The following is a 14,580-nucleotide window of genomic DNA, read 5'->3' as shown; positions in this document are numbered from 1 at the left end:
CCTGCGTTGTTGTTTTGTCCGATGGTAGCGTGAACAGGACGCATTTTACAACTGCCCTTCAAAGCCGATGACAACCCGAAAAAACCACGCTACAGAGAGTTTTGCGCGGCCCCGTGGCTCAACTGGATAGAGCAGCCCCCTCCTAAGGGGCAGGTTGCAGGTTCGAATCCTGCCGGGGTCGCCAAAAACACCTGAAAAATATGGCTTATTTACAGGGCTTTGTGCGGAAGCGTGCGAAAAGTCCCGTGAGCTTTCAGGCCGAAATCAGCTGAAACGGCCGATTTCTCGTACAAAACCTGTACAAAATTCGCACGTTTGTGCGTACTTCGGGGGGCAATCATGAGCCGTCATAGCTTTGATCCCGAAATCGCCGGGCGAGTGGGCCTGAACGCAGCGGTGATTTTCCAGAACATCACCTTCTGGATCGAGAAGAACCAAGCCAACCGCCGCAACCTGCGAGACGGGCGGTATTGGACCTACAATTCCATCTTGGCCTTTGGCGAGTTGTTCCCCTATCTGACCGAGAAGCAGATCCGAACAGCGCTCGAAAAGCTGGTCAGCGCAGAGCTGATCATAAAAGGCAATTTCAGCGATGATCGATATGACCGGACCTGTTGGTATGCCCTGGGCAACTCCATTTGCCCAAATGGGCAAATCGATCCGACCGAAAGGGAAAATGATGCATTTGCCCCTGAGGGCAAGCCATCTGCCCCAGAGGGCAAATCCTATAAGAACAGATATAAACCATATCAAAAACCAAATCCTTCGCACGCGAAGGCGGCGGTGGAGGATGAGATTTCAGAAAAGATTTTGTCCGCCTATCCCGAAGATCGCATTCGCGGCAAAGCGGTTTGCCTCTCACAAATCCGCCACGCGCTGGCCGATGGTGTGGATGCTAAAGACCTCGAGGAAGCCGTGCGGGCCTATGCGAGTGAGAGCGAAGGTTTCACCCGATCCAAGGTGTGCTTCTCCGACAACTGGTTCACCTCTGGCCGTTGGTTGAAATATCTTCACGACGTTGAGGAGGCACGAGAAGCGGGCAAGGCCAAAGAGGCCGAGTTGCTGAAAGGCTTGGCCGAATGGGTCACAGATCGCCATCCACTGTGCCGTCACATCACGCCCGGCCAAGTGACCGCCTTGCTAGCTGCAAACCTGGTCAGCCCCGCCGAAATCGAGGCCGCAGGGCTGAGATCATGAACGCAACTGATCCCCACAAAGAGCAGAGAGCAAGGTTACCCACCGATTACATCGGCGGGACTTGTGAGGGGCGGCAAGCCTCCCCTTCAAACCCCAACCAGACGCGCGCAAGCGGCGTCAAAGAGGGCCTTTCCGAGAGCGTGATCTTTCGATGCACACCGTCCGAAAAGGCAGCGCTTGTAGCCAAGGCGCGCGCCGCTGGCCTGCCCAATGCCACGCTGATGCGCGAGGCCTTGGGCCTGACCGAGGCACGTCGGCGCAAGCCCGTCCCCCGAGTTGATCCGAAGCTGACCTTTGCGATTGCCCGTGTCGGCGGCAACCTCAATCAGCTCTCCCGCTGGATCAACGGCGCGGTCAAATCCGGCCGCGCGAGCCAGATCGATGCGCTCAAGGTCGCGACACAACTGGTGGTCATCGAGCGGCAGATGGCGCAGATCGTGGCGGCGCACACAGGCGGTGGCTAATGATCATCTCGTTCTTCTCCACCGGCACTGGTGGCGGTGCAGCTCCCGTAGATTACCTGACAGCGCGTGAAGTTCTGGCCTATGACGAGAACCGCAATCTGATCCGTGATGACAACGGCCAGCCGCAAACCAAGATCCGCGACCCGCTGCCCGAGGTGCTGCACGGCAATCCCGATCAGACCCGCGACCTGATCGATGCGAGCCCCAACAAATGGAGCTACACGGCAGGTGTGATCAGCTTTGCCGACAGCGACGATCCCAGTCCCGCCGCCCAGCAAGAGGCCATTGAGCTATTTGAGGCTCTGGCCTTTGCTGGGCTGGACAGGGATCAATACGACTGCCTTTGGGTGCGCCACTCGCATGAGGGCAACGTCGAGCTGCACTTCTGCACGCCACGCCTTGAGCTCAGCACCGGCAAGGCGTTGAACATCGCGCCGCCAGGGCATGAAAACGCCTTTGCCAGCCTGCGCGATCTATTGAACCAAACCCACGGTTGGGCGGACCCTTTAGAACCGGAGCGCGCGCGCGAAGTGAGGGCGACGATTGAAGCGCCGACGCGCGCGCAGGGTCGCGAAGCGCTGCACGATTGGATCCTCGATCAGATCAGCATCGGAACCATCACCGACCGCGCCAGCATGATTGATGCACTCACCGACGCGGGCTTCGAGATCCCCCGTGCCAGCAAGAATTATATCACCGCCAAAGACCCCGACACCGGTGAGCGCTGGCGATTGAAAGGAGAGATTTTCCATGACGACTGGCAAACCGAACCGCCTCGCCGAGAAATTGAACGCGGACCTGGAGACGATCCGGAGCGACCACGCCGCCTTGATGGCATCTCAACTGGAGAGCTTCAGGAGCGATTTCAGCAGCATTGCGACCAGCGCGCTGCATACAATCGAGACCGATATCAGGTTCTTTCTGAGCGACAGCAAGAGCGAGTTGGAGAGGCGGAGCGAGACGATCAGGCGCTGGTTGACGATCTCACCTTGGGTGATCGTGGGGATGGTCTCAACCTGGATCGCGACAGTGCTGATGGCGAGTTGGTTTTGGACGGGTTTGATCACGCGCTCGGAGCTAACGCAGATGGGTATGACGCGGATCGAACAGGCGGGACAGACATGGGTGACGCTGGACCCCGACCGGACGGAGTTGAAGACCTGCACGATGGCGCAACGGCCCATCATCTGTATCGAGATCAAGGAGCCTTAGATGACCATTCCACCGATAACACCCCTGACAGCTTTGGAGCGCGAATTGCTCGCATCCGTCGAACGGTTGGTGACGGCCTGCGAGAGCTCAGCCAAGGAATTGCACGCCTTGGAGAAACGCTCGACCAGCAGAATCGAAAGCAAGGTGAATGGCTTGGCGCACTGCGTGGCGCTATTGATGAAATCACATCTCACGTCCGTAACCACATTGGCCGACTTGCTGCGCGAGGAGCAGACTTACGAGACGCTTCAAGCGGGATTAGAGACCAGCTGGAAACTAGCGAAAGACGCCGAGAAGCGGCTGAACGAGAGTTAGACGCGAGAGATAGCCACCGCAGCGCGGGCCACTCGCTTTGATCTAACTGCAAATGTTGGCGTGGTTCGAGGGTCTGCAGCGGGAATCTTAGATTCGTTCTGCAGCAATTCACCACACGTCTGCGATTTCTTTGCTGGGTGGGCATGCGGATAAACCGGAAGTTCATGTAGAATGCAGCGAAGAGCTTGAAAGAGCCCATAACGGACCTTGGTGCATTGTGTAGCGAACGGCAGGTCAGAGCCCACTTTACAGATCTTCTGTAGTGCGGCGAATGTCGGCATTGGCGAAATTGCACACTTTTGGAAGCACTGCGAATAGCTTCAAAATGCGTTCGCGATGGACGTTACTGCGGGAACCCTGCGCGCATGTAAGCGATGATTTTCCAGATTTCTTCTTCAGTCAGCGTTTCCCTGAAGGGTGGCATGTCTGTTCCGAAGCGCTCACCACCTTCAGAAATTGCCCAGAGCAGATACTCGTCTCCCGACATCGGCATCTGAACGAACCATCTAAGGAGAGCGGGAGAAGGCGCGAGAGAACGACCGGCTTCGCCATCTCCGAGCCCCTCGGCTCCATGACAACTTGCGCAGTTCGCTGTGTATAGCGTCTGGCCTTCCGAGATAACATCAGGTGTTGCACGAATGGTGTTCCGAGCACCCCGATAAGCTGCGGGTACGCCCTCGTTCATGTAAGTCCAATGTCGTTGCATGCGCTGTTGCTGGCCCGGACCCATGTTGCCGTGCCCCCAGCCTGGCATGCGTTCAGACCACATGTGCCGCTGTCCCATTGGCCCGTGACCCCACCAGTCGCCTCGCTGCTGCTGCGCGAGGGCCACAGTGGCAGTGATGACACACAACGCGGCCACACCCAAATAGCGTAATCCATTCTGCTTCATCGTCTTCTCCCTATTGTTTCTGATCGTTGAACTTCACCTCAGGCTGCGTCGTAACTCGTGAACACTTCGGTGCTACCGTCGTGCCGGATCAAGAATACTTCGTAGGCTTCACGCTTATCTTCCGGCCCCATTCCGGGTGATCCATAGGGCATGCCTGGAACGGCGAGACCGACTGCATCTGGACGTTCGTCCAGAAGGCGACGGATGTCTGCAGCCGGCACATGGCCCTCGATCATGTAGCCATCGATCTCGCCCGTGTGGCACGACATCATGTCTTGAGGGATGCCATTGTCCAACTTGTGCCGAACCAGCAGAGTGCCAAAGCTGCGCTCCTCGGTTACACGAAAGCCTTCCGCTCGAAGAATATCGACCCACACCCGGCAACAGCCGCAATTCGGGTCCTTGAGAACGTGGATGGACGGAGTCCCCTGCGCAATCGCGGCGAAGGGTGCAATGCTGGCAAGACCTACAGCGGCGGTGATAATGTGACGGCGCGTTATATGCATATGAGTCGTCCTTTTGCTCTGTATTGGATCTTGTCATCCCTTGGCGGCTGTATCCGAGCCAATGTGTCGTGATCTTGCTCAAGCATGCTGATGATCGACGACCTCGCGGCGCTCGGCGAGCGCCTGGCGAGTGATCTGGAACGAGGACGACAAAAACAGGCTCGCCATGATAGCGGCTACGACGAGGTCAGGCCAACCTGACGCCGTGCCCCAGACGCCCAAGGCGGCGATCATGACCGCCACATTGCCGATGGCATCGTTTCGAGAGCAAAGCCAGACCGAGCGGACGTTGGCATCCCCGTCCTTGTAGCTCACCAAAAGGAAGACGCTTGCAAGGTTCGTCGCCAAAGCCAGAGCACCAACAATGCCCATGATCTCGGCTTCCGGCACACCGACGTAGAACACGCGGTAGACAGTTGAACCGAACACCCAAGCGCCCATCAGGAACAGGCTGATCCCCTTGGCCAAGGCCGCATTTGTGCGAGCGCGGATCGAAGCTCCGATCACGGCGAGCGAAATGCCATAGGTGAGCGCGTCTCCCAGGAAGTCGAGAGCATCCGCCTGAAGCGCCTGTGACTTCGCCAAGTGCCCCGCCGTCATCTCGACCACGAACATCGTGGCGTTCAGCGCGATGACGATCCAGAGCCGCCGCTTGTACACGTCTGACATGCCGTCGAACTTGGCGCCATTGCCGCAGCATCCTGCCATCACACACCCTCCTTCAGTTCGAGAGGCATTTGTGCCGGACTGAGATTGCCTTCGCCGCCGGGTATGGTCGGCACTTGGCCGCGCCGGATGCGCGCCACGCGCCGGTTCATCCAGTGTCGGACGACAAGGCGATAGAACAGACCGCGCCAACCCGAAAGTTGGCTGTGGTCCGCATAGAAGTCGTCGGGGCTGTCGAAGACACCGAAGTCGTGGTTGATGCCTGTCTTCTGGATGTAAGTGCTTGCGCCCGTCCATTCGACGCGTGGGGCCTGAAGGCAATCTGTCCCCGCGCCATAGGCGCAGAGAGACGTGCGATCCGGGAAGGTCTCCTGAAGCGCGCTCAAGACGCTGTGGTCAAGGATAAAACCCTCGAGGTTAATCCAAGTGCCGTCAGTTAGGACATCGACCCAGGAATGGAGGATGTCTCTCGGAGCGATTGGGTAGACCAACTCCGGCACAACGCCACGCTGCAAGCCTTTGTCGATCGTGAAGCCATGAAACCGACAGGGGATGTCCAGCGCCCTGAGTAGGGCCATCAGGAGCGTGCCTTTCGTGTTGCATTGACCATGTCCATCGGCGAGTACGCGAGAGGCAGGCAGCGCATCGTTGCTGTTGTATCCGAAGAGAATTTCGTTGCGCACGAAATCATAGGCCGCGCCAATGCGAGCGTGGGGTTCAAGCGAAGACCATCCTCGTTCAGCGATCAATCCTTGAATGGCACTGGATCGAAAATCGAGCATGGGGGTTTCGGCGAGGTATTTCTGAGACATGAATCACTCTAGTTCTGGCGTCCCACATCATATACAATCTCTAGTGACTAGAGGTTCAAGAGGTTTCTTCATGTTTTCTATCGGCGAGCTTTCCAAGCGCACAAAAGTTAAGGTTCCGACCATTCGTTACTATGAGGAGCTGGGACTTTTGGCAGAAGCCGAGCGCACTGAAGGCAACCAAAGGCGATACGATAAAGCGGGGTTAGAGCGCCTAAGCTTTATTCGCCATGCCCGCGATTTAGGCTTTTCCATAGAAGCAATCCTGTCCCTCATCGAACTTCAGGAACACCCAAATCGTTCTTGCCAATCAGCAACTGAGATTGCGACATCGCAGCTCACGGACGTGCGTATTAAAATCAAACGGTTGCGCGCCCTTGAGAAAGAACTCGTTCGAATGTCCAAGGGGTGTGACGGTGATGGCATATCCAAGGATTGCTACGTGCTGGCGTCACTGGCTGATCACAAGCTTTGTGACCGCGAACATTGATCTGGCAAAGACCTCTTTTAGCAGCAGGACTTGCCTTCTTGGATCGGTGGACATGGAACCGTTGCGTAAGACCAATAGATGCAGCAATCCCCCTCAAACCGGACATCAGTGTTAATGTAGTGAAGGTCGGAAAAGTCCCGCACTGCGGACACTGGACTTGACAGTTTCGAATGACTGCAACGCGGACTCTTCTGCCGTTCGCTGATGCAGCGAAATTGACTTCCGCACGACGGCCTAATTTCTGAGCCAGTTGTGGCGGCGCAGCATGATTTCCCATTAGCGGTCGTTCAAAATGGTCAAAACGGCCGAAGCCAGAGCCAGCCGTTCGCTGCGCCAGCGCTGGATGTCTCGCCATGGTCTCCGATCACTTCCCTAATGAGCTCCAAATCAATGGCCACTCAAGACCAAAGAAAACACCGGGAGCATAAATACTTGAATTCTCAGAATAATCGCGTGCACCAACCCCAGCGTATCCACGGCGTGTAGATAGACCCGCTCGACAGAACCAACGTCACCCTCGTGTAGAACGTCATGATGATTGCTGTAGGCATTCGCCAGACACGTGGACCCGGTCAAAACTTCGTCGACACTGCCAGGATAAACAGGCTCTAGGAAAACCGTTAGGCTGCCCGGCAACAGGCCAATCTGCGGATCAAGAAGACGGTCCTCCTGCCTAATCTGCCCCGAGGGTAGAACATCCTGAATATCGACCACCACCATTGGAATTACAGTGAAAGGTTTGGAAAGGCAGGACATTTCGACGTAGCTTCCCACCTTGATGACAGGCGCGGAAATCTGGCCGAAACTGGCTAGGAATCGCTTATTGCTGGAGAACTTTTCAGGGATAAGGATCCCTGCAGGGCGCAAGATCGGATTGACATAGTCTCCGACCTGCAAAGTGAATTGCTCGACTGAACCATCCACACCTGCGTAGACGTAAGTTTTGGCGAGCTCTGCTTCCGCTTGTTCCAGGGTCGCTTTTGCCGCCTCCAATTCAGCAGGTATTTGTTCCTTCAAACGCTCTTGAGCGGCCAGCTGATTGGCCTTGGCAGCTTCCAACTCGTTCTGCCTCACCAAAGCCAGATTCGACGCTCTCACCAGTCGCTGTTCGAGAGCTGCGCCGGAATTCCTGTCAGCAAGTTCTCTTTCCTGGGCAAGGTCATATTCTGCTTGCGCCAGATTGGCCTTCGCCATTTCTACTGTTGCACCGGCAGCCGCCAAGTTCGCCTCGGCTACAGGGATCGAAGCTTCGGTTTGCAGAATTCTTGTTTTGGCCGCGAGAACAGCCGCATCTTGGCTGGCGCTGTCCAAGCGGAAAAGAAGCTGGCCACCTTTTACAGATTGCCCGTTTTCGACCAAAACCTCAGACACCCGTCCCCCGGTTTCCGGGAGAATTGTAACCGTTCGAAAGAACGAACGGACATTCGTGGCAGATGGGTGATAGTAGAAAACTACGGTGATCAAGGCCAGCGTAAGAAGCAGACATGTCGTCAAGCCATATCTCAGCTCGTACCATACCGAGAAGAGGTTTATCTCCTGCCCCCATTTCTTTCCTTGCCAGTAACGGCGAAAAAGGTAATCCGGGAAAATTGTGACTAAAGAGCAAAGCAGGAACTCAAGCATTTCCGTCACTTTCCATTTTAGGCTGGGCAGTTTTCTCACCGCGGGGCGCAGCGACAGAAAGTTGAATTGCGTCAAGAGATGACGCAATCGATTTCAGTGGATTGAGAGACCGAGCTATGGATTTGATAGGGGTCAAGAAGTCGGGAAACTTGAAAGCCGCAATGACCAAGGCAATCACCCAAAACAGATTATTGTGCGTGAACAATGCAAGCAGTGCCAATATCCCCACCACTTGAAACTGGGCATGGCCAGCTTCATGTGCGATATTTTCCGGCACGGAATGAAGTGTAAAGTACACGGCACCTGCGACTACGAAAATTCCAATGATTGCAACCACGACCAGGATGAACAATAAGTCGCTTCCGTCGCTTGAAGGAAAAAACGACGGCAAATGGCCCGTGGCCAACGGGTGCATGCTTTGTGTCTCAGAAAGAGTACTCATACTTTATTTCTCCGTCTCGAATCTGCTGCGATCGTGCGATGCCTATAAGGCGCATTTACAAACCATTTGAGCGCGCCCATGATTTTCGCGTCAGTTGTTGTTTGACTGGATACGCTGCAGGATGACCTCTGGATTGAACGACGACGCTGCCTGTTGCGGTGGAAACTCCAAAAGACTCCTGAAAAAGTTCCTGGCCGTGGCTTGAGCGATCGCGCCGACAAACGTTCTGTCAAATGCCCACTGGTCATAGCTGTTGCTGTTGAAGTCTGCCGTTTCGAAGGGGTCTGTTCTGAGGTTGTAGAGCTTTGGGAAGCTGAGCGGGATCATCGGCTCTTGCCAAGCGCCCAAGGCAGTGCCTCGTTGCTCGCTAAAGACCAGCTTCCAATCACGGAAACGCATGGCCGCCACACCTCCGTTGTCAGTAAAATAGAAGAACTCCTGTCGAGCACCTTCCTCGGTTTCGCCGGTCAACAGAGGCAATTGATTGTAGCCATCCAGATGCACACGATATGGTTTCCCATTTAGCTCATGGCCTTCCCTCAGCTTCTCAACAATGTCTACTTCGCCTGCGGCTGCCAGCAGTGTTGGGAACCAATCAAGATTGGACATAATCTCGTTGGAAACCGTTCCGGAGGGAATGCGGCCTGGCCATCGTACCGCTCCGGGAACACGGTATGCACCTTCCCAATTGGTGAACTTCTCGCTCCGATAGGGAGTAATCCCGCCATCAGGCCATAGGCTTGTCTGAGGGCCATTGTCGGCATGGTAGATGACAATGGTATTCTCCGAGAAACCAAGATCATCCAGTTTTCCCAAAAGAGAGCCGACCCATGCATCATGCTGCAACAAACCGTCGGCATATTTGCCTTGTCCAGAAACTCCTTTCCACTCATCAGGCACATAGGTGGGGTAGTGCATTCTGGTAGAGTTCATCCAAAGGAAAAACGGTTGGTCGCTCGCTTTTGCCAGTTCAAGAAAATCGAAACCCTCGGAAAGCACCTCATCATCAAAGGTCTTCATGCGTTCCCGATCCAGCGGGCCCATATCCTCGATGGTCTGCGTGCCATCACCGTTTGCGACACTTCTGACAGGATTTCGAGGACCAAGATTTTCCTTGAAAACTGGATTTCCGGGGTAATCTTCGTTTTCTAGTTCGTTGTACGCATTCAGGTGGTACAATATTCCGAAAAAGCGGTCGAACCCGTGCATTGTTGGCAAGTGTTCATCGCGATCACCCAGATGGTTCTTTCCAAATTGCGCAGTGATATACCCCTGATCCTTCAAAGCCGCGGCTATCGTCGGATTCTGTTCGTTCATTCCATTCTTGTCGCCGGGCAGGCCCACCTTTGCGAGGCCAGTTCGAATTGTGGCCTGACCAGTGATTAGGGCGGAGCGCCCTGCGGTACAAGATTGCTCGGCATAGTAGTCCGTAAAGGCCATGCCGTCTTCGAACAAACCATCAATGTTCGGTGTTTTGTAACCTCTTGAACCTCTGTGATTGAAGCTGAGATCCCAGATTCCCGTATCATCACTGGTGATGATTAGAATGTTAGGCTTCCGCTCTTCGGCAAATGCAGCTCCCATGACCCCTGTCATCAGAGTTGCAACTATTACGCTTCGAATCAGGGATTTAGTCATAGCACTCCAAGTCCATTATTTGCCTTCGCCATTTCAGCGCAGCGCTTATTCAGCATGGCCACCATCGACCCAATCGTTGATCATTTGAGCGAAATCTTCTCGCTTATCCTGATATGAGAAGTGCCCGCACTCCTCAAAAACTCGAAGTTTCGAGTTTTTGAGTCGCTCCTGAAATTTATGCGCCGTTTCCACGAGCAAGAGTTTGTCATCCTCTCCCCAAAAGATTTGGATCGGCAGATCAATTTCGGGAAGATAAGGCTCAATCGAGTCGATGATTTCAGGATAGGCTTTGAACCATTGCATGACGGCGGGTATCCTGCCGCGGTAGGACGCAAAATAGTCCTCTACCTCGTCATCACTAGGAGTATAGTTTACATAGGCGAGCTTGTTGGCTCCAACCACGAATGGCCCGGCCCCTCCAATCTTAAATATCAGGCGCCACAATGGTGAAGTGACGGCCCGGTCGATGATTGAACCATTATGCGATGGGGTGACGCAAGGTCCGTCCCCCAAAACGAGACTCTTCAAACGATGATCACGATGAATGGCGTAGTGTAGCGCAACCGGCATGCCAACGTCGGGTCCAACCAGATGAAAATCCGAGATTCCAAGCTCGCGAACAAACAGATCCAGGATCTCGCTTTGAGCTTCGGTATTCATCACCTCGTAGCCGCCTTCGCTCCGGCCGAAGCCGGGAAGGTCGAGCCCGATCAACCGAAACTTTTTGGCAAGACTTGGCCAGATTTGTTCGAAGCAACGAATGCTCTGCGGTAGCGGACTCAGAAAGAGTATTGCCGGACCGCTTTCGTTGCCTGCAGCCGAGTACCTGAGGCGAAGACCCTTGATGGTCATGAACTGAAAGCTCATCTTGTAATCGGTCAACGCGTCCATTTTATCGAAGGACCTTTTCTGAACAGCTTTCAGCGCCCGATACTCGGGTGTTATGAGCATCAAACCTGACGCTATGAATTCGTTGAAGATTGCTCCGGGTATTGATGTGAACTTCATCGTCTGCCTCGCTGCTGGAGGTCAAGACTGCCTATGGCTAGGCAGGACGCGCAATCCATTGTACGAATCCGGCAAGTGAGGGGCCATCAGAGAGGAATAAATTCGGAAAGATGGAGGCCTGTGATCATCTGAACCAACTGAAACGCATGACACTGAGCCTCAGCCGTTTTGAGGACTTCCACTATGCGATTCCTGGCTGGCGGGGTGAGTTCACATTGCTGTCCAAGGGGGCATTTGAGGGTAAGCTCGAGGTGGCGCAAATGCCTCACTTGAGAGCGTTTGTCGCCGAGACCAGCAGTTCGCTCCTGACAAAGGGGCCTGCTGACGAAAACAGCGTCACCATCATTCCTATCACAAGACGCTCTCAGGCAACGCGTTGGCAAGGCAGACAGCTTGAGCGTGGCGACATTCTCATCAGAGGCACTGGTATTGAATATCATAACTGCACGGAAAGCTGTGCCCAAATTGAAGCCCTGATTGTCAGCAAGCGGGTTCTCCAGAACGCGATGCAAATTCTGTCTTATGGTGAATTGGACATTGATCTCGAGACTTGGACAGTTCTTCACACCAACCCTGCAGGTGCGATGCTTATTCAGCGGCAAATACAAATGCTATGCCATGGCGCAATATCGCATTTGTCACAAGCGGACACCGAGGCAAGAATCCTACGCTGTCTGGTCGAAGCGCTGCAAGTAACTCAGTTCAAATCCGAGCACACGATTGCAAACGAGAAGCAATACAAACTTGTCGCCTCAGTGATCGAATACATGAATGCAAATATTTCTGCCCCTCTGACCGCCTTGGGCCTGTGCAAAGAATTTCATGTCAGCGATCGTCTTCTTAGGCATGCTTTTCACAAGCACTATGGTATGGGACCAATAGCATTTTTGAATGCGATTAGAATAAACCATATAAAAAAATGTCTGGCATACAGTAACCCTCATGATGTTCTGGTGTCAGACGTATTGCGGGCTCACGGCGTAAAAAGGCCAGGAAGCTTCTCCCGCAAGTATTTCGACTACTTTGGAGAAAGGCCCAGTGAAACACTTGGAATACGCAAATATTGACCGCCTTTGAGCATTGTTTTTGCAGATAAGCTGCCCATGGATGAGGACACCCTGAGAATAACTGAGTCATCCAAGCTTGGTATTTGTCGATCAATTTTGGGCCAGGCGATCCATGCCTAGAAAACGAGCGGTGACATTTCTGATCTTCTTTGACTAAAGTTACACCAGAAATCCGGATAGTTGGTTATCCGGCGTTGGGGACAGCTATCCTGTACAGAAAAGGCAGGTCCAAGTATGTCTGGCAGCGCCTTGCTCTGCGCCGCCGCGACTAGTTCCGCAATTTATCGGGCGTTCGGCGGCGGGTTCGACAAAACCGCATCAGGCGATTTCGCCTGCAACTCGGGCATCAGCGCATAAAATCATGCTGACAAATGAATGAACGTCCGCTATTCGCGCTGCTTAGTAGCCAACGGCTATACTTGTTTCATCGCTGTATCTGCGAAAGTCAAAACCCGTGCACTTCCGGTGTGGGCTCATTCCGGCCGTTAGCTGCGTTTTGCACCAAGGTCCGCACTGAGTATCGTTAATGCTTGAAACAGTTCTCTCTGTGCCAGGTTACAAACTCAGTCCTTGGCTGGTTGGCGAGGCGGTCCGGCACCAAGATCTTGCCGGACGAGTTGATCATGGACGTCACGGCTTCGATGTCGTTGCTCTGACGGGAAACCAGAATTGTCAGGTCGTCAGCCAACCCAACGAGGCCGCGATCAAACATCCAATGCGCAGTTCCAGACAGGGCGAGCCCGTTGCTGACGATGTCGGGACCGTCATGCTCTATCGGTCTGATATGAGCGGCTTCCACTTCAGCTCGGCCACCGCCGTTGATGAGACGTAAACCAGTTATAGCGCAGCGCTCGCCGTAGGCGCGCAGGACGTTCTTTCTGAAATTACGATCGCGAACCGCGCGATTGGTCAGCTGGTTGACGCGTTCTCGAGCGGGCATGTGTTGAAAAGGTGTTTGAGCATCTTGAAACCCTGGCATCTGCATCGTGTCGCCCACGCGAGGCAGGATGTCCTCATCTCGTCCAAGGCCACGTTCGACTATTCGGGCAAAGTCTTCAGCTGAAAGGGTTCTTACTGCGGCTTGCGCGCGTCCGGATATCTTGCCTTGATCGTTCAGCAATCCTCTTTCGATGATTGAATTCTCGTCCCGGAATGAAACAGGGTCGCCGAAATCAAGATACGTTCCTGACTCGATGACCGCCAAGAACATGTCCTGCTTCCTAGGATCCGGAATGATCTCCTGGACCTTGGCGACAGCGAAGTAACCTTTGGTCTCTTTGACTTTGCTTGGCTCCAGGTAGACGATCCAATCCCCTTCGCACTGTTGGGCGCGAGAGAGGTATTGCTTGGGAAACTGATACCGCTCAGAGGGAATGTCGTCGTAGATCGAGTCGCTGCGATGGATGAAGATGCCGAAAGCCATCGGATCACCTGCGTTGTAGGCGTTCCAATTTTCGATCGGCCGCGCGTAGGGTCAGCACCGCGCCTGTCAAAAATGGAAGTGCCAAGCCCGCTGCAGCGATTGCGAAAATCATGATGGTGGCCAAAACCGAGTATTCGGCGGTCTGTTGTGCCAGTGATAGTCGACCCAAGCCAATCAGGTAGAACACGCTGGTTCCCAGGAAGATCAGGTAAAGCGGCCCAAAGGGTTCGATCACCTCACGGCGAGTGCGCTCCAAGACCGAATGCCGCAACATGTTCCAGCGTTTGCTTGCCTTGTTCACCAGATTACTCCCTTACCAACTCGATCCATGTGTGCACGTCATCATCCGTCACTTCACGACCTTCGACATGCGATTGATACCAGCGCGCGACAATGGCCCCGCGCTTTTCGCTTTTGATTTTTATGCCCTCATCGGTGAGGTGCTTATCCAGCAAGCTTTCGATGTGCTTGAGGGCCTCGAAATCATGTCCAGCCCGAATGGATTTGGTGCCGAGCAGTAGCCAAGCGACGTCAACATCGTAGCGGCTTTGCATCTTGACGAGGGCCTCGACCGGGACGCCGCGTTTGCCCTTTTCGTAGCTGTGATAGGCACGATGTGACACGCCAATAGCTTCAGCCATAGCGGCCTGCGAGACGCCTATCTCATTGCGACAGATCGCGAGGCGAGCGCCAATCTCTGCAAACAATTCAGCATCATCTCGCACCATGCAAGTTTCCCAATTGACGAGTGCGCAATTTTGTATAAACATAGCACAAAATGACGCATATTTACGGTTTGATCCATCTGACCACGTCAGAAGGTGCAGA

General features: G+C 54.2%; 16 protein-coding genes and 1 tRNA gene. 6 read left to right on the top strand and 11 right to left on the bottom strand.

From position 1 onward, the window contains the following. The first annotated feature begins 107 nt into the window (after positions 1-107). From AC2FH2_RS18265 to AC2FH2_RS18250, 4 genes are all read left to right on the top strand, one after another. Positions 108-184, top strand: a tRNA-Arg gene (locus AC2FH2_RS18265). A gap of 155 nt (positions 185-339) precedes the next feature. Beyond that, positions 340-1,197: a hypothetical protein gene (locus AC2FH2_RS18260; RefSeq protein WP_496814484.1), complete on the top strand. Its 858-nt coding sequence runs from the start codon at positions 340-342 to the stop codon at positions 1,195-1,197. Continuing rightward, positions 1,194-1,661, top strand: a complete 468-nt coding sequence (locus AC2FH2_RS18255) for a plasmid mobilization protein (protein WP_496814486.1) — start codon at positions 1,194-1,196, stop codon at positions 1,659-1,661. The genes AC2FH2_RS18260 and AC2FH2_RS18255 overlap by 4 nt, the downstream gene beginning before the upstream one ends. After that, the gene (locus AC2FH2_RS18250) at positions 1,661-3,229 is read left to right on the top strand and encodes a relaxase family protein (protein ID WP_496814488.1); all 1,569 of its coding nucleotides are present in this window, start codon (positions 1,661-1,663) and stop codon (positions 3,227-3,229) included. Before AC2FH2_RS18255 ends, AC2FH2_RS18250 begins: the two co-directional genes overlap by 1 nt. Before the next feature lie 302 nt (positions 3,230-3,531). Here the strand turns inward: AC2FH2_RS18250 and AC2FH2_RS18245 are convergent, their stop codons facing one another. The 4 genes from AC2FH2_RS18245 to AC2FH2_RS18230 form a co-directional block, all read right to left on the bottom strand. Then, positions 3,532-4,080 (bottom strand): c-type cytochrome, encoded by a 549-nt coding sequence (locus AC2FH2_RS18245; protein ID WP_496814490.1) that lies wholly within the window; start codon positions 4,078-4,080, stop codon positions 3,532-3,534. A gap of 38 nt (positions 4,081-4,118) precedes the next feature. Beyond that, entirely contained in the window at positions 4,119-4,586 is a 468-nt protein-coding gene (locus AC2FH2_RS18240; protein WP_496814492.1) for a DUF411 domain-containing protein, read from the bottom strand. A gap of 78 nt (positions 4,587-4,664) precedes the next feature. Beyond that, positions 4,665-5,294, bottom strand: coding sequence for a cation efflux transmembrane domain-containing protein (locus AC2FH2_RS18235; protein ID WP_496824723.1), 630 nt, complete (start codon positions 5,292-5,294; stop codon positions 4,665-4,667). After that, the gene (locus tag AC2FH2_RS18230) at positions 5,294-6,064 is read right to left on the bottom strand and encodes a transglutaminase-like domain-containing protein (protein ID WP_496814494.1); all 771 of its coding nucleotides are present in this window, start codon (positions 6,062-6,064) and stop codon (positions 5,294-5,296) included. Before AC2FH2_RS18230 ends, AC2FH2_RS18235 begins: the two co-directional genes overlap by 1 nt. 70 nt (positions 6,065-6,134) lie before the next feature. Here AC2FH2_RS18230 and AC2FH2_RS18225 point away from each other — a divergent pair, with 70 nt between their 5' ends. Then, the gene (locus AC2FH2_RS18225) at positions 6,135-6,551 is read left to right on the top strand and encodes a MerR family transcriptional regulator (protein ID WP_496814496.1); all 417 of its coding nucleotides are present in this window, start codon (positions 6,135-6,137) and stop codon (positions 6,549-6,551) included. Positions 6,552-6,938: 387 nt separating this feature from the next. On the opposite strand, the gene AC2FH2_RS18220 is transcribed toward AC2FH2_RS18225, so the two are convergent. The 4 genes from AC2FH2_RS18220 to AC2FH2_RS18205 all read right to left on the bottom strand — a co-directional run bounded on the left by AC2FH2_RS18220 (position 6,939) and on the right by AC2FH2_RS18205 (position 11,262). Then, the gene (locus tag AC2FH2_RS18220; protein ID WP_496824721.1) at positions 6,939-8,174 is read right to left on the bottom strand and encodes an HlyD family secretion protein; all 1,236 of its coding nucleotides are present in this window, start codon (positions 8,172-8,174) and stop codon (positions 6,939-6,941) included. Beyond that, positions 8,167-8,616 carry a hypothetical protein gene (locus tag AC2FH2_RS18215; RefSeq protein ID WP_145975742.1) on the bottom strand — a complete coding sequence of 150 codons (450 nt, stop codon included), beginning with the start codon at positions 8,614-8,616 and terminating at the stop codon, positions 8,167-8,169. Before AC2FH2_RS18215 ends, AC2FH2_RS18220 begins: the two co-directional genes overlap by 8 nt. Positions 8,617-8,706: 90 nt before the next feature. Further along, positions 8,707-10,254, bottom strand: a complete 1,548-nt coding sequence (locus AC2FH2_RS18210; RefSeq protein ID WP_496814500.1) for an arylsulfatase — start codon at positions 10,252-10,254, stop codon at positions 8,707-8,709. Positions 10,255-10,299: 45 nt separating this feature from the next. Next, positions 10,300-11,262 carry an alpha/beta fold hydrolase gene (locus tag AC2FH2_RS18205; RefSeq protein ID WP_496814502.1) on the bottom strand — a complete coding sequence of 321 codons (963 nt, stop codon included), beginning with the start codon at positions 11,260-11,262 and terminating at the stop codon, positions 10,300-10,302. A 146-nt stretch (positions 11,263-11,408) separates the two neighbouring features. Between AC2FH2_RS18205 and AC2FH2_RS18200 the strand changes: the two genes are divergently transcribed. Further along, the gene (locus tag AC2FH2_RS18200) at positions 11,409-12,329 is read left to right on the top strand and encodes a helix-turn-helix domain-containing protein (RefSeq protein ID WP_496814503.1); all 921 of its coding nucleotides are present in this window, start codon (positions 11,409-11,411) and stop codon (positions 12,327-12,329) included. A 523-nt stretch (positions 12,330-12,852) separates the two neighbouring features. Here the strand turns inward: AC2FH2_RS18200 and AC2FH2_RS18195 are convergent. The 3 genes from AC2FH2_RS18195 to AC2FH2_RS18185 are packed head-to-tail and all read right to left on the bottom strand — an operon-like array spanning position 12,853 to position 14,480. Further along, a complete protein-coding gene (locus tag AC2FH2_RS18195; RefSeq protein ID WP_496814504.1) occupies positions 12,853-13,752 on the bottom strand; it encodes an HNH endonuclease in 900 nt (299 codons plus the stop codon). A gap of 4 nt (positions 13,753-13,756) precedes the next feature. Continuing rightward, positions 13,757-14,053 carry a hypothetical protein gene (locus AC2FH2_RS18190; RefSeq protein ID WP_039966215.1) on the bottom strand — a complete coding sequence of 99 codons (297 nt, stop codon included), beginning with the start codon at positions 14,051-14,053 and terminating at the stop codon, positions 13,757-13,759. A gap of 4 nt (positions 14,054-14,057) precedes the next feature. Next, positions 14,058-14,480 carry a helix-turn-helix domain-containing protein gene (locus tag AC2FH2_RS18185; RefSeq protein ID WP_496814507.1) on the bottom strand — a complete coding sequence of 141 codons (423 nt, stop codon included), beginning with the start codon at positions 14,478-14,480 and terminating at the stop codon, positions 14,058-14,060. Between the last annotated feature and the right edge of the window lie 100 nt (positions 14,481-14,580).

Source organism: Ruegeria sp. YTSA105, from assembly GCF_059610225.1.
This window is presented reverse-complemented; position numbering and strand designations above follow the sequence as displayed.

Bases quoted from the DNA above. Each gene is read 5' to 3' on its own strand.
- AC2FH2_RS18205 (WP_496814502.1), bottom strand. From the start codon at position 11,262: ATGAAGTTCACATCAATACCCGGAGCAATCTTCAACGAATTCATAGCG.
- AC2FH2_RS18185 (WP_496814507.1), bottom strand. From the start codon at position 14,480: ATGGTGCGAGATGATGCTGAATTGTTTGCAGAGATTGGCGCTCGCCTC.
- AC2FH2_RS18240 (WP_496814492.1), bottom strand. From the start codon at position 4,586: ATGCATATAACGCGCCGTCACATTATCACCGCCGCTGTAGGTCTTGCC.
- AC2FH2_RS18250 (WP_496814488.1), top strand. From the start codon at position 1,661: ATGATCATCTCGTTCTTCTCCACCGGCACTGGTGGCGGTGCAGCTCCC.
- AC2FH2_RS18215 (WP_145975742.1), bottom strand. From the start codon at position 8,616: ATGAGTACTCTTTCTGAGACACAAAGCATGCACCCGTTGGCCACGGGC.
- AC2FH2_RS18230 (WP_496814494.1), bottom strand. From the start codon at position 6,064: ATGTCTCAGAAATACCTCGCCGAAACCCCCATGCTCGATTTTCGATCC.
- AC2FH2_RS18245 (WP_496814490.1), bottom strand. From the start codon at position 4,080: ATGAAGCAGAATGGATTACGCTATTTGGGTGTGGCCGCGTTGTGTGTC.
- AC2FH2_RS18210 (WP_496814500.1), bottom strand. From the start codon at position 10,254: ATGACTAAATCCCTGATTCGAAGCGTAATAGTTGCAACTCTGATGACA.
- AC2FH2_RS18195 (WP_496814504.1), bottom strand. From the start codon at position 13,752: ATGGCTTTCGGCATCTTCATCCATCGCAGCGACTCGATCTACGACGAC.
- AC2FH2_RS18200 (WP_496814503.1), top strand. From the start codon at position 11,409: ATGACACTGAGCCTCAGCCGTTTTGAGGACTTCCACTATGCGATTCCT.
- AC2FH2_RS18235 (WP_496824723.1), bottom strand. From the start codon at position 5,294: ATGGCAGGATGCTGCGGCAATGGCGCCAAGTTCGACGGCATGTCAGAC.
- AC2FH2_RS18220 (WP_496824721.1), bottom strand. From the start codon at position 8,174: ATGCTTGAGTTCCTGCTTTGCTCTTTAGTCACAATTTTCCCGGATTAC.
- AC2FH2_RS18260 (WP_496814484.1), top strand. From the start codon at position 340: ATGAGCCGTCATAGCTTTGATCCCGAAATCGCCGGGCGAGTGGGCCTG.
- AC2FH2_RS18255 (WP_496814486.1), top strand. From the start codon at position 1,194: ATGAACGCAACTGATCCCCACAAAGAGCAGAGAGCAAGGTTACCCACC.
- AC2FH2_RS18225 (WP_496814496.1), top strand. From the start codon at position 6,135: ATGTTTTCTATCGGCGAGCTTTCCAAGCGCACAAAAGTTAAGGTTCCG.